The sequence below is a fragment of the Gordonia amicalis genome (assembly GCF_022059885.1).
GTDB lineage: Bacteria > Actinomycetota > Actinomycetes > Mycobacteriales > Mycobacteriaceae > Gordonia > Gordonia amicalis.
The window spans coordinates 3,296,337-3,311,513 of the sequence record NZ_CP091855.1; the positions used below are offsets into that span (position 1 = coordinate 3,296,337).

6 protein-coding genes are annotated in these 15,177 nt (G+C 62.1%); 5 read left to right on the forward strand and 1 reads right to left on the reverse strand.

What is annotated here, in order from left to right; genetic code table 11:
* Positions 1–137: 137 nt before the first annotated feature.
* On the reverse strand, positions 138–1,292 hold the full coding sequence (locus tag IHQ52_RS15115; RefSeq protein ID WP_081712400.1) for a DNA cytosine methyltransferase: 1,155 nt from the start codon (positions 1,290–1,292) through the stop codon (positions 138–140).
* A 180-nt stretch (positions 1,293–1,472) separates the two neighbouring features.
* On the opposite strand from IHQ52_RS15115, the gene drmD reads away from it, so the two are divergent.
* From drmD to drmC, 5 genes are read left to right on the forward strand one after another with little or no spacing between them, the layout of a single operon-like run.
* On the forward strand, positions 1,473–4,670 hold the full coding sequence (drmD, locus tag IHQ52_RS15120; RefSeq protein ID WP_035760302.1) for a DISARM system SNF2-like helicase DrmD: 3,198 nt from the start codon (positions 1,473–1,475) through the stop codon (positions 4,668–4,670).
* Positions 4,667–8,677 (forward strand): Eco57I restriction-modification methylase domain-containing protein, encoded by a 4,011-nt coding sequence (locus tag IHQ52_RS15125; protein ID WP_024497999.1) that lies wholly within the window; start codon positions 4,667–4,669, stop codon positions 8,675–8,677. The genes drmD and IHQ52_RS15125 overlap by 4 nt, the downstream gene beginning before the upstream one ends.
* Positions 8,674–12,357 (forward strand): DISARM system helicase DrmA, encoded by a 3,684-nt coding sequence (gene drmA / locus IHQ52_RS15130; protein WP_024498000.1) that lies wholly within the window; start codon positions 8,674–8,676, stop codon positions 12,355–12,357. Before IHQ52_RS15125 ends, drmA begins: the two co-directional genes overlap by 4 nt.
* Complete coding sequence (drmB, locus tag IHQ52_RS15135) at positions 12,354–14,438, forward strand: DUF1998 domain-containing protein (RefSeq protein ID WP_024498001.1); 2,085 nt, start codon at positions 12,354–12,356, stop codon at positions 14,436–14,438. The genes drmA and drmB overlap by 4 nt, the downstream gene beginning before the upstream one ends.
* Positions 14,439–14,442: 4 nt before the next feature.
* Positions 14,443–15,147 carry a DISARM system phospholipase D-like protein DrmC gene (drmC, locus tag IHQ52_RS15140; RefSeq protein ID WP_051349571.1) on the forward strand — a complete coding sequence of 235 codons (705 nt, stop codon included), beginning with the start codon at positions 14,443–14,445 and terminating at the stop codon, positions 15,145–15,147.
* Positions 15,148–15,177 lie beyond the last annotated feature (30 nt).

The following is a 15,177-nucleotide window of genomic DNA, read 5'->3' on the forward strand; positions in this document are numbered from 1 at the left end:
AGAGCATAGCTACCGAGATCGCGAGAAATCGCGACCACCGAGGCCGCTGTTTGCGCGCCTAGCGGACGCAGAACGTTACGGCGCATTACCGGGCCCGAGTGGCGGGAATCGCAGAGCCGTGCTGGCGGATGGCCCGACTACGCATTGGTAGCCAACCGGCTGGAATGGAAATCGACATGCGCGTGAAGCGCTGCGGTGAAATCCGGGCGCCGACGTAATGTGCTAGCCTCCAAACGCTTCGCGAACCCTTTGGTCGCATTGAGACTCAGCGGTGCAGCGCCGTAATCGGTTAGCAGGCTGTCGAGGGACTGGCCGTTCCGCACACTCAACGGTCGCTCAGACAGGCTCCACGCCTCAGACTCACCGCTGACAGACGCCGCTGCGGACGGCCACGGCGCGCCAGGCACCAGTGGCGTCCGGTGGACATCGACCGGCTGGCCAGGCCCAACCAAGCGTTGACCTATCCACGAGGCAACAGGCGCCGTCACTGCATTGCCCACCAGCTTCCAGCGGGTACCTTCCTTCGGCACAATGCGCGTCCAACCGGACCGAAATCCTTGTAAGCGTTCGCCGGCCTCGACCGACGGCCGCACGATTGCCTCTCCGATGGGTCCGGCGGGCCGCCAAACCGCCGGCGGCGAGGATATTCCCAATTTCGACCCGCCCTTGAGGGTCGGCGTGACCCCCTCGCCCCATCCGAGACCACGATTACCTTCGGTCCAGTAAAAGCCGTAGGCCCTGTGAGAACGTGGTCCGTTGATCACCCCGGCCTCATCAGCGAACAGAACCTGCCGGGGATCTTCGATCCTCGATGCGACGAGGAAGACTCGCCGCCTGCGCTGACGCACGCCGAAGTACTGCGAATCTACGAGCCTGTAGGCCCAGTTCCAACCACGCTCCTCAAGCCACGAGGTGATCGCAAGAATTGGCGCTCCCTTATGGAGAGTAAGCATGTTCGGCACATTCTCCAGAATCAGCCACATGGGCTTGGCGTGCTCTACAAGACGAAAGACCTCTCGGACGAGGCCTGACTCGTCACCGCCAATGCCTGCTTTTCGACCGACCTGACTCAGATCTGTACAGGGGAAACCTGCGGTCACCACATCGACGGAAGGAAGGCTTCTCAGTTCGGTGACGTCGCCTGCAACTTCCGCATCGAATCGCTGGGATAGGACTGCGATAGCCGGTGCCCAGTTGTCGCAGAGAAGCTCAGTCGTGACTCCTACGCGGGACAACCCGAGTTCAAAACCACCGATGCCAGAGAAGAGACCTGCCGCGCGCATGCGATACATCCTCGAGGAAACCTGTGACAAAAGCCAGTCATCATGACACCGAGCACCGTCCACAACGGTTCGTCGCTACCGGGCGACCAGCTGCCTGCGATCGCCGAGGCGAGGTGCGGTGTCCTCCGGTCGTGTCATCTGGCCGCGTCTTGCAATGACCTGTCACTGGGGGTGGCTAGAGTTCCGGTCGTGGGTGACTCGGCTACAGACGCGACGACGACAACGGTTCTTGACAGCGTTCCAGAAGTAGGACAGTTGGTAACCGTTCGAGGCGCCAAGTGGGCGGTCGCGGACGTCCAGCAGCAAGGCCTCAGCAGGAGTAGCGCGGATGATTCCACCGCCCAGTTGCAACATGCAGTGACCCTGCAATGCGTCGACGAGGATCGCCTCGGCCACGAACTTCGCGTTGTCTGGGAGATCGAGCCAGGTCGGAGCGCGCATACTCACCGCGGACTCCCCGAGCAGGTCGACCCGGATCGGTTCGACGACCCGAATCGTCTCGCGGCGTGTATCGACGCGCTCCGGTGGGGTGCAATTACCAGCGCGGACGACGGCACTGTCCAAGCGCCGTTCCGTAGCGGGGCCAACGTCGAGCCGTATCAGCTCACACCTCTCAAGCGGGCGCTCGCCAGTCCACGCGCCAATCTGCTCCTCGCCGACGACGTCGGCCTCGGCAAAACGATCGAGGCCGGCCTCGTCATTCAGGAACTCCTCTTGCGGCATCGCGCACGCACGGTGGTGGTGGTCTGCCCGGCGGGTCTCGTCTTCAAGTGGCAGGACGAGATGCAGGAGAAGTTCGGCCTCGACTTTACCGTCGTCAACTCCGACACGATGAAAGATGTCCGGCGCTCCCACGGAGTTCATGCCAATCCGTTCACGCTGTTCCCGCGGATCATCGTTTCGATGGCGTGGTTACCCGGGCAGCGGGCGCAGCGCCAGCTGAGGGATGCGTTCGGATCAGGGACGCGATTCGCTTTCGACATTCTGGTCGTCGACGAAGCGCACCATGTCGCTCCTAGCAGTCCGGTTCGGACAAACAACGTCGGTTTGGAGCGGCGCGGGTACGCCGTGGATTCGCTTCGTACACGTGCCGTCCGCGAGTTGGCGGAACGCTCGGAACATCGCCTGTTCCTGAGCGCGACGCCTCACAACGGGTACACCGAATCGTTCACTGCGCTGCTGGAGATGATCGACCCACAGCGCTTCGTTCGAGGCAACAAGATCGATCCGGTGGCGCTCGACGAGGTGGCGGTCCGTCGACTCAAACGAGATCTGAAAGAAGCCAAGGGCTTCCTGGACCGAAAGGTCGATTCGCTGCGGTACACGCCGGACCCGGCGGAGTGCGATGCCTACGACAGGTTGATCGCGTTCACAGAGCGGCGCGACAAGGCCGTATCCGCATCGGGCACCGGCCGGGCGGCCAAGGACATGGCAACACTCCTTCTGAAAAAGCGGTTCTTCTCATCACCTGTTGCCTTCGCGCAAACCGTTGACGTCTACCTCGACACCAGGACGAAGGGGTTAGACGTTGCGTTTGACTTGGATTACGACGAGATCCTCGGCGCCGACGCGGAGGATCTCGAGGAGGGCAAAGTCGACCAGCCGGAGCTTGAGGCGCTTCGCGACGCGAAGAGTTCATTGCCCGACCTCACCGACGAGGACATCGCGGACCTCGAGTGGCTCAGTGAGTGGGGCCACGGCTTCGAGGGGCAACCAGACTCCCGACTCGCTGCGCTGCTCGTGTACATCGAGGGCGAGCTTCGCTCACATGGTGACTGGAACAACGAGCGGCTCGTGATCTTCACCGAGTATGTGGACACACTGCGGTGGATTCGCGACATTTTCAGGCAACAGGGCTACGAGGACGAACGCATTGACGTGATCGAGGGTGGAACCGACTCGCAGACACGTGAACTCATCCGCCTTCGGTTCAACGAGAGCCCAGCCAAGACATCAATTCGCATTCTCCTCGCGACCGACGCCGCCGGCGAGGGGATCGATCTCCAGAACCACTGCCATCGTTTATTCAACTTCGACATCCCGTTCAATCCCAACCGCTTGGAGCAGCGCATCGGACGTGTCGATCGCTACGGTCAGTCAATTGCGCCAGAGATCAGACACTTTGCTCCGGCAGCTGGTGGCGACACCGCCTTGAGCAAGGACGTCGATCTCCTCAGTCGGGTTGCAGTCAAGATTGACCAGATCATGCGGGATCTGGGCTCCGCCAACGAGATCATCGCCCCCGACATTCAACGTCAGTTCGGCGGGCAGGGCATCAAACGCACCAAGGTGAAAACCAGGGCACAGACGGACCCGATCGCTGGCATGCTGGGCGGCGAGAAGATCCTCAACACCGAACTCGCGCGACTCGAGTCGGATCTCGCCCGCAGCCGACAACGCCTCCACCTCCGCGCCGAAAACCTACAGCGGGTTGTCGAGACCGCCTTCGAGCTCAATCAACTCCCTCGACTGGTAGAGGTAGGCTCCCAGGACACCGATGTCCCGGTGTTCGCATTGCCGAATCTCGATTCGTCGTGGGAGCAGGTCACACGCGGGCTGTACACCCGGCTGGACCCGGACCATACGCGACCAATCGCCTTCGATCCCACGGTGCTCAAACCTAGGGAGCAGGGTGGTGACCCAGACGTCGTTTACATGCACTTGGGTTCACCGCTGCTCCAGCGCTCCACCCGCCGACTGCGCGCCGCGCTCTGGGGCGGTGATCGCTCGCTTCAACGGGTCACCGCAACGGTCGTTCCGGACCTCGACGAGTCGTACGCCGCGGCCGTGACCCGCCTGGTGCTGGTTGGTCGCGCCGGCCTTCGACTCCACGAAGAAGTCTTCCTGGCAGGCACGCGCCTCGGTCGACGCCAGGCCGTCGGCGAGCTGCGCGCTGAGGAACTTCTTGAGTCTGCGCTCGACCTTACGGATCTCGGCCTCGTACCTGCTCACATCGCGAATCAGCTTGCTGAGGCTTGGAACTCAACGAACGAGCACGGCGTGCGCGCCCGGGTGGAGAAGGCCATCGCCGACCGCGCCGAACGACGACGACGAGACGTCGAAGGGCAACTGTCCGAACGCATGACCGCCGATCGCACACGCGTCGACGAAATCTTCGCCCGGTTCGGCGCTACCCTCCGTAGCGCCCTTGCAGAGGCAGAGGCAATGGACGACCCACAGCTTGCACTCTTCGACGACGAGCGACGTCAATCCGAACGTGACCTGCGCGAGATCAGGCGCAGGATCGACGCGCTGGCAGACGAGCGCGACCGCGAACTTCGAGCGGTCGAGACACGGTACGACGAAATTCGCGCCTGGGAGTTCCCGGCAGCGGTGATCTTCGCGATCGCACCGAAGGACATCGAGAACGGACTGGTACTGCGATGACGAAGACCCACTCACGCAAGCAGGACTTTCACTCGGACTGGCTCAGCCAGGTCGACATCGACGGGCCGTTTCTCGCACTGCCTGTACTGAAGGACATGTGGAAGGACGGCGTAGACCGTCTCGGCGACACCGACGATCGCCTCCTCACCTTCAGGCAGGCCTTCGCGAGGTGGCAGCGAGCTCTTGACAAATTCACCGCCGAGCCCCGGACTCCCGAATCCAAGGCGGCCTACGCCGAAGTCAATCGAGCATGGATCGACACCATCCTCAATCAGATCGCTGAATGGGCGGGACTGCGAACGAATGTCGATGTCAGCGTCCAGTCGCCGGGCGAACAGGTCACTGTTTCCACCAGCGGAGGCCTCGCTGGCCGCGACGGTGAAACCGCCGCAGTGTTGCTGATCTGTGAGCCGACATCCGGAGGACTGCGGGAAACGGGTCTCGACGGCTGGCCCGCCAACGAGGTCGATCGACTGGCAATGCTGCTTCGCAAAGCCAAGGTCGAAGTCGGTATCGCCACTGACGGCCAGTGGTGGGCTCTGGTATCGGCCAAAGCCGGAAAGCCAACAGGCTCCGGCATGTTCAATGCCCTAACCTGGGCCGAAGAACCACTACTACGGGACGCCTTCTTCACGCTGGTCAATCAGCGCCGGTTCCGCGCGCAGAACGTCGAACAGCGCCTGACAAGACTGTTCGAGCGAAGCGAACTCGAAGCCGAGACGGTCACCGAGAAGCTCGGCACCCAGGTTCGCAGGTCCGTCGAGCTCCTGGTGCAAGCCTTTTCCGAGGAGCGGTTAAAGGCCGCACGCAACGGCGATCCTGATCCGCTCACCGAGAAGCCCGACGATGTCTACCAGGCCGCCGTCACGGTGATGATGCGGATCGTGTTCCTGCTCTTCGCCGAGGAGCGCGACATGCTTCCCACCGAGCAGCTCTACTGGGATTCATACGCGATCAAAGACCTCTTGACTGACCTCCAGTCACAGGCCGTCGGAGGCGAGGAACACCTCGACGAGACGTACGACGCCTGGCATCGACTTCTCGCCGTCAGTACGGCGCTCCACGGCGGCGTCAACTACGACGAGATGCGGATGCCCGCATACGGCGGCTCACTTCTCGATCCCGAACGGTTCCCCTGGCTTCACGCCGTGGACGAACGCGGACTGCGCCTAAGGGTGTCCGACCGCGTCATGATGCACGTACTCGAGTCGGTCCAGACCGTCGTCACGGGAGGCGAACGTCGTCGAATCTCGTTCCGAGAGATCGATGTCGAACAGATCGGGTACATCTACGAGGGCCTACTAGGCTACTCCTGCAGCGAGGTGACCGATGACATCGTTCTAGGCCTCCTCGGCAAAGACGGTGAGGAACCGGAAATCCCGCTCGGTACACTCAATGAGCTGTGGAACGAGCACCGCGGCGACCCGAAGAAGGTTGCCGCTGCCCTGGTCGCCTGGACAAAGGAACATCAGCCAGCAGCTACCAGCAAGACACCAGCCGCCCTCGCCAAACTTATAGGCAAGGAACCCACCGCCGACGAACGCGCGGAGCTAGTTCGTCTCCTGACTCCGGTTGCCGGTGGTAACACCGACCTTCTGCAGACACTTGTCGGATGGGGCAACGTCATTCGGCGCGATCTCCGTAACATTCCCCTCGTCTTCCCAGTCGGCGGACTCGTCGTCATTGAGACGCCTTCGCGGAAGAACGCCGGCGCCCATTACACGCCCCGGTCACTCGCGGAAGAAGTCGTACTACACGCTCTCCAACCGCTCGTCTACGAGCCCGGCCCGCTGCAGACCAACGACGAAAAGGACTGGAAGCTCAAGTCAGCGGCCGAAATCCTGGACCTCAAGGTCGCAGACATCGCCGCTGGCTCCGGCGCGTTCCTCGTCGCCGCCGCGCGATATCTCGCGGAGCGCGTCGTCGAAGCGTGGACGTGTGACAAATTGTTGAGTGACTCGGACCTGGCGGATCCTGACGAGGTCAAGCGGCGCGCTCTACGCGAGGTAATCGCCCGCTGCATCTACGGTGCCGACATCAACCCCATGGCTGTCGAGATGTGCAAACTCTCACTCTGGCTCGTATCCATGGATAAGAGCCAGCCGTTCTCGTTCGTCGACGACAAGATTTTCTGCGGTAACTCACTTCTGGGGCTGACCGACCTCGACGAACTGCGTTACACACATATCTACCCTGAGCCGACGAGGATGCACCAATTGTTATTGGTCGACATCGACGCCAAAATCGACTCGGCGACGAGGCTTCGGCATGAACTCGCCAGTCCAGTTAGGGACAATGACCCGATGCGGTCCTCGCGTACGAAGCGGCGTCTGCTGGACCAAGCGCAAAGGGCAACCGAGGACCTGCGGCTGATTGCAGACAGCGTTGTGGCGGCCGGGCTTCCGTTGGGCGGCAAGCCGGGCCGCCATCTTGACGACGCATACTCTGCGTTGTCATGGCAGGTCCAAGAGGCATTCCGCGAAGGGGGAATAGATGCAGATCGCGACATATTAGCCGCGCGAAACCGGTCTGGACTGACCCCAACTGTCGAGACTGACTACGAACGGTGGGTCCCGCTTCACTGGGTCCTCGAAGTACCCGACGTCATGGTGCAAAACGGGGGGTTCGATGCAATTATCGGAAACCCCCCGTTCCTGGTGGGGAAAAAGATCTCAGGTGCCCTTGGGTCAAACCTCCGACAATGGCTCGCAAACTGTGTCGCCGAGGGACAACCCGGAAACAGCGATTTGGTTGGATACTTTCTCCGGCGAGCGGTTTCCCTCTGCAAGTCGACATTCGGATCGATCGGCCTGGTGACCGCCAAAGTCATTTCCGAAGGCGACACTCGTCAGGTCGCAATGGACCCAATCATTGGACGTGTGGGAATCTGGAAGGCACGCCGTAATGAGCCATGGCCTAGTACAGGTGCAGCCACGAGAATCGCCGAGATATGGATGGTAACGCCGGCTACCCACATCGCTTCGCGCCCTACTCTGGACGGCGTTAGTGTGGCCTCCATCACCGCCTCCCTCGAAGCTGGAAGTCGAGTCGGCGGCCTTCCTATGCGCCTTCGTTCGAACTCGGCTATATCGTTCAAGGGCTATGACTTCGGCGATCCTGGATTCCTGATTTCTCGCGACGAGGCTCAGCGGCTGCTCGCGGCCGACGCCCGAAACTCCGAAGTCGTTCGGCCCTTTGTTAACGGTAAAGACCTCATGTCGAGCCCGAATGGAGAAGGCGAGCGGTTTGCAATCTTCTTCGGCGAGAGAGATTACCTGAGTGCACGCTCTTACTCCGACGTGTTTGCGGTGGCCGAGCAGCGACTCGTAAACCGGAAGCTCAAGACTGATGCTTGGTGGCGATTCCACAGGCCGAGGCCAGCTCTCACAGCAGCACTGCAGGGAGCGGACTTCCCGATCGGTATCTCCGCAGTTAGCCGCCACGCAGTACCGCAGTTGCTCCCTAAGGGGATCATCATGGGTTCCGCCGTCGTCGTCTTTGTTGGGCTCGGGCGCGCGGGGCTCGCGCTCCTCTCATCCTCTGTTCATATGTCGTGGCTGCTTCGGTGGGGTTCGTTCATGAAGCAGGATATTCGGTACACCCCGACGGACGTCTTCGAAACCTATCCCCTGCCCGAGGAGAATGATGCGTTGGAACGGCTCGGTTCCATCCTCGACCTGGAACGACGCAAGATAATGCTCAGCCGAAATATCGGTCTAACGGCGCTGTACAACGTAGTACATGACGCAGAGTGCGCATATGACCCCGACATCGATCGACTTAGGGCGATTCATACAGAGATCGACGCAGCGGTCATGGCAGCGTACAGGTGGAACGACGTTCCGCTCGACCATGGCTTCCACACTTACCGCCAGATGGAGCGCTGGACCGTGTCACCCGCTGCGCGTGTGGAGATTCTCGACCGGCTCCTTGAGCTAAACCACGAGCGCGCACGAGTCGAGGGACAGGATGTTCCAGACCAGAGACAGGGCACGATCTTCTTATGACTGCAAGCGCATCTACCGCCGTCCGCGCCGATCTCTTGGTCTTGATCCAGCAGGAACTACTCGGACCGCGCAATGGCCCAGAGGAGGAAATCAAGGGCACCCCGCGAGCGGCATACATGGTCGGCTCCCTCGCACCAGTGACGGTTGACCCAGCCCTCGGAGTCAGAACAAGTAATGCCACTGGCGCTGATCCTGCAGAGACCGGGGAGGCAATCAGCGATATCGACCCAATCTCGAACGGCCAGCCAGGAGTTCCTGTGCCTACGGACGAGGACATGGCTTCATCTTCTGATGGGGAGGACCGAGACGAGGGAGCAAAGGGCGCGCTGACACATCCGTCGTCGATGGGTCTGCGGTTCCAGGTACCTCGCGATTGTAGTGTCCTGGCAGTGTCCGTCTCGTGGGGTCGGTACGAGACGTTCCGTCGGGAGAATGAAGACGGCCGCAAGATGCAGTGGTCACGGCGCATCCCCTTCGAGAAGACCGTAGAAGTCGCTGTCCACGAGCACGACAACCATGTGACGCTGGCCCCCATCGAGCTCGATGCCGACGTGACGTTGCGGGTTGAGCTGTTCCCCAACGGCGATCGCACGATCGTCGAACTCGCGCTGTCCAACGACCGCGTGACGGGAATGGACGCTCCACCCGGAGACTGGCTGTTCCAGACCAAGCTAGGCATCGAAGCCAACAGCGGCGAACCGGTCTTCTTGCCCTCCCGCGATGTCCTCGACGACGGCTACGACGAAACCGACGACGAGCGTCGTCGTCTCGATCTGCAGTACCGGCATCGGCTCGAGTTCGCGATCGGCCGGACAGCGTCTGTGACGTGGGTGGAAGCCGATGACGAGTCACGCCGTGCGACTTCAGTCGAGACCACATGGCTTCCGACAGCAGAAGTTCCCCAAACTGTCGCAGGTGAAGCGGGCGCTGCCATCACGTCGATGCGGCTGCTCGCAGACCTGGAACCCGGAGGCGTCGACAACGCGTTCTTGCCACTTGTGGATGGATACCGCACCTGGCTCACCGAGCAGGAAGCGCTCGCCGCCAAGCTGCCCGCCCATCTCCAGGCAACTGCCGATGAGGCCATTGCGGAGGCGGGACTCGTCGTCAGCCGTCTCCAAACGGGGCTGCGGCTGTTGAGGGAGAACAGCGACGCGCTCGATGCATTCCGGTTTATGAACCGAGCGATGCGGGATCAGCGTATCCGGTCGCAATTGGCCGGCAAGCGCTCGGAACGCAGCGATCTGTCGATTGCCGATGCTCTCGTCGAAGTGGAGACGAAGGGCGACGAGGCCGCCTCATGGAGGCCGTTTCAGCTGGCGTTCATCCTGCTCCAACTTCCGGCACTAATCGATCCGAAAGACGAGTCGCGCAGCGGTGCGGCCGCCAATGTCGAGCTTCTCTTCTTCCCGACTGGTGGCGGCAAGACCGAGGCTTACCTCGGTTTGGCTGCATTCACCTTCGCGATCCGTCGCATCCAAGGCGTGATCAGCACCGACGATGGACCACTCGACGGCGGCGACGGCGTAGCTGTACTCATGCGCTACACCCTTCGCCTCCTCACCTCCCAGCAGTTCCAGCGAGCTGCCGCCCTCGTCTGTGCTGCCGAGCTGATCCGGCAAGGCGACGTAGCGAAGTGGGGCGAGCGTCCGTTCAGCATTGGACTGTGGGTCGGCTCCGCGGTGAGCCCCAAGCGTTACGACGAAGCCAAGCGGCAGGTCGAGACCGCCCGCCAGGACCCGGGCAAGACACACGGCCTGACCGTCCTGCAACTACAGCGCTGCCCTTGGTGCGGCTCCAAGATCGATCCCAAGCGTGATCTCCAGACGGTGAGTGCCACCGAGCGGATCGAAGTTCATTGTGGAGACCGCACGGATACCTGCCCGTTCTCGATCGATGGCGGAGCCGGCGCTCTGCCGATCACCACCGTCGACGACGAGCTCTACCGCAACCCGCCGACCTTCCTGCTTGCCACCGTCGACAAGTTCGCACGCCTCGCACGCGAAGGCGAGGCCGCCAGCCTCTTCGGCTACGTGTCCGCTCGGTGCCCACGGCACGGTTACCGACACCCTGATTCACGGGGCGCCTGCAAAGGCAAGTCCCACACTCAGAGGAACGAGGGTGGAGTCACCTACCCTGCCGTCCAGATAGCCAAGGTGACACGCCTCCGCCCACCCGACCTGATCATCCAGGACGAGCTTCATCTGATTACCGGTGCGCTCGGAACCGCAGTCGGCGTCTTCGAGAACGCTATCGACGTGCTCTCGTCGTATGACACGGACGGGACCACCGTTCGGCCGCTCGTCGTGGCTTCCACCGCGACCGTCCGCAACGCGCTGAACCAGGTGACTGCGCTCTACGGCCGGGGCGTCGCAGTCTTTCCACCACAGGTCCTCGATGTTCGCGACACCTTCTTCTCACGCGAGAAGCCGTTGTCGGATGAGAGTCCCGGCCGCAAGTACCTCGGAGTCTGCGCCCACGGCATTCGACTGACCCTCGCAGAGATCCGAATGTCCGAAGTCCTCCTACTCGCTGGTCAGAAACTCCTGGACGAGCACGGCGCGGCAGCGGACCCGTACATGACCACCGTCGACTACTTCTCCGCCACCCGGGAGCTGGCCGGCATGCGGCGCTACCTCGACGACGACGTGACCACTCGCGTCACAGGTAACACCGAGCCGTTTCCCCGCCGCACCACTGACTGGGCGCGGCTCGAGATCGGGGAGCTGACCGCGCGAATCTCCTCGGAGGAGATCTCGAGGACCCTCGACCGGCTCGCCCTGCCGTTCACGTCGACCTGGACCCCAGCGCCCGGCGGGGCACCCGTTCCGAGGTGGACCTCCCGCGGTAAGGCCGCGTACGGCAAAGCATGGGCAGCGGCGGAGGCGGAGAAGAAGCCGGCCCCCAAATCGCCACAGCGTCCCTACGACGTCGTGCTAGCGACGTCGATGCTGCAAGTCGGTGTGGATGTGCCCCGTTTGGGCCTGATGCTAGTGGTTGGCCAGCCGAAGAACACCGCGGAATACATCCAGGCGTCGTCCCGCGTCGGCCGCGACGCCCGCAAGCCCGGTTTGGTTGTGTCACTGGCGAACTGGTCTCGCCCTCGCGACATGTCGCACTTCGAATCCTTCCGTCACTACCACGAAACCTTCTACGCGCAGGTCGAGGCGCTCAGCGTCACGCCATACTCCGACACTGCTATGGAACGGGGACTCATGGGCATGCTCGTCAGTGCCCTCCGCGTCACTGACGAGGGAACCAGCGACTCGCTGTCGCCTGAGCCCGGGGCCGGCGAGATCTCGAGCAAGATGCCCACAGCACATGCCCTCGTCGACCGAATCGTTGCACGGGCGACACCCGCAGCGCCGGACCCATCGACTGTCGAACACCTGCGGCAGAAGCTTCGCCAACGCGTTGATCGCTGGTACGCCAAAGCTCAGGAATACCAAAGTGCACTCGTGTACGAGCGGCGGCGCAAGGACCACGTCGAGTGGCCACTGTTGATCAGCCCAGAAACGACAGTCCCCTCGCCGGCCGACCGGATTTTCGTCGTAGCCAACTCCATGCGCGAGGTGCAGCCAGAATTCAACCTGCTGGTGAGCCCAGCTCCGCAGAATCTCGCATTCAAAGATCCGGTGGGCGCACCCTCCTGGACCTTCCCCGAGGAGGGCGAGAAATGACCGAGAACACTACATCCCCTGATCTCCACGAAGACGGAAACCAACCCGTCAGCGTCGGCACCAAGGATCTCGACCCGATCGCCGATATCGAGGCTAAAGTCACGAAGAACCGCAGCAAGGTCGGCTCCCTTCGGCCGTCGGCCCTGCTCTATACGTCCGGCATTGGTGCGACCGTCGATCTGCCGCATCTGTCTGTGATGCCGCACGGGCTGGACGGATGGCAGCGCTACTACGACCGTCGCCCAGGTGGAGCCGACGTCATCGTCGAGCCACGGCTGTTGGACCTCGTCCGCGCCTATCTCGGAGACCAGGTCGATCAGCTCCGCAAAGCTCCTTGGGCACCGGAGATGCCCGGTGGCGCTGGCGACGATGCCGTCGATCTGGGCATCCCCGCGCGAGTGTTTCCTCAGTGGCTCCGCTGCACGGGCTGCAACCGAGTCGCTCCCGTCAACCACCAAGTGTTCGAGTTCAGGAATGTACTGAAGTACCGGCCGGATCAGGCACAGTTCGTTCACGAGAATTGCAAGGGATGGGATGCGGACGCCAAGAAGTCGAAGAGCCGAAAGGGACGTCCTCAAACTGCAGTTCCGGCGCGCTACCTGATCGCTTGCATTAATGGGCACCTCGACGAATTTCCGTATGTCGCCTGGGTACACCGAGGCCAGGAGTGCCCCAAGGCCAGGATTCCGCAGCTACGTATGCGCGAGTGGAAGAGCAACATCGGTCCGGACGTGCAGATCATCTGCCTTTCGTGCGATGCGCGACGCGGCATGCTCGAAGCAACCGGACCCAAGGCGTCCGAGAAGCTGCCGCGCTGCCGTGGCCGGCATCCGCACCTGGATGCCTTCTACAAGTGCGATCAGCCCGGCAAGCTGATGATGCTCGGTGCCGCCAACCAGTGGTTTGCTTCCACAGTCGGCCTGTTGGCATTGCCTCGCGAGGAGTCGGCATCCGCCGACGACGTGGTTCCACACCTACAGGCACTCCCTCCCAACATCATCGCGGCGGCTACGAGTCGAGATTCCTTGCAGGCTTTCCGCTTACTCGCCGGCAACGTCGCTCAGACCGACATATTCGATAGCATTTCCGACGACGCCCTCTGGGACGCGTTAACAGTGATCAAGAGTGGCGGCAGCTCAGGTGTGCAGGCTCCGGCCAGTACAGACCCCACCGACATTTTGCTACCCGAATGGTTAGTCCTGACTGACAGGGTGAAATACACCAAGCACAGCGGCGCAGCCGATTTTCGAGCCGTCCGACGCAACGTTCCCGACACACTCCAACCGATCGTCACAGAAGTCGTCGCAGTGGAGAAGCTGAAGAAAGTCAACGCATTCGTTGGTTTCACCCGGATTGACGCCCTCGACCGAATCGACGACAGCAAGAGCCGCGTCGCGCCCTTGAACAAACGAGGTCGACCAAATTGGGTTCCTGCGACGGAGGACCGCGGCGAGGGATTCTTCCTCCAGTTCGATGAAGAAGCCGTCGGCGAGTGGGAGGAGAAGATTTTGGGCCTCCCAATCTGGGAGACATTCCGCCAGGCGCACGCGCTGAACTTCAACCGCCGCACCAGCAAGACCGCCGACACAACGATCGATCCCGACTCCCGCTTTCCGGCGCCGAGATACTGGGCCATCCACACCCTGTCGCACTTGCTCATCCGGGAGGCGGCGATGTCGAGCGGGTACGGCTCGGCAAGTCTGACCGAACGCATCTACGCCTGGAGGCGAGACGGCGACAGGCCTGCCGCTGCTGGGCTGTTGATCACCACGACCGCGTCCGACAGCGAAGGCACACTGGGTGGCCTCGTCGACCTCTCGCGACCAGAAAGGCTTGGCCCGTTGGTGCATGAGGCGATCCGCCGTGGGGGTCGTTGTTCCAGCGACCCCGTCTGCTCGCACAGACGCCCACAGGGGAAGGAGGACTTCCTTCACGGTGCAGCGTGCCACTTCTGTCTTTTCGTCAGCGAAACCAGTTGCGAACGGACCAACCGCTTCCTTGACCGGAGACTCCTGCTCGGCCTGCTCGTAGACAAGGACGTTGCGACGCCGGGCCTGCTGACCCCTATCCATGGGGGTTGACAAAATGTCTGCAGCTTCACGTCTGGGAGCGCTGCTGGGACGTGATGAGGCGAGTGCCGTCGCTGCAGCGCTTCGACAGCGCCACCTGCCCCACTTGGCCGCTCAGAGGGCGTTCCCCCTCCACCGCGCCGAGGTCAAACTCCTCCTCTCAGACCTCATCGCGACGGTAGGAGGAGCCGATCTTGCCGCAGCCGTGTTGGACGGCATCGCGGCAGTCCCCCGCACCACTTGCCCAGAACCTGTCTGGACAACGCCGAATGTTCCAGGGATCGAGGGGAGAACGACTCTCGCGGTTGCCGACATGATCAACCGAGCAGAACGATCGGTCTATGCCGCTACCTATTCCGCATCGAGCAAAGCCGAATACGTTCAGGCACTGACGAACGCGATCGACCGCGGCGTCTCGGTCACGATCGTCCTAGACCGGGGTATGCAGGAGAAGAACGGCGGTGCCGTACCGAAGGCCCTCGCAGGTGCTCGAATGTGGGCATATGCGCCAGAGCCGGCCGGCTCCTGGACACCGCTTCAACACGCGAAACTCGTAGTCATAGATGGAAATTCAGCACTGGTTACCAGCGCGAATTTCTCGGATTCTGCGGCCAGGGTCAACCTCGAGTGTGGACTTCTCAGTCGCGACCCCGAAGTAGCTGGTGGCCTTGTTCGCCAGTTGGAGACGTTGTACCAGCAAGGAGCGCTGGTTGACTTCTGAGTCACCGTCGGGCGCCCCCGCTAGGTCTAA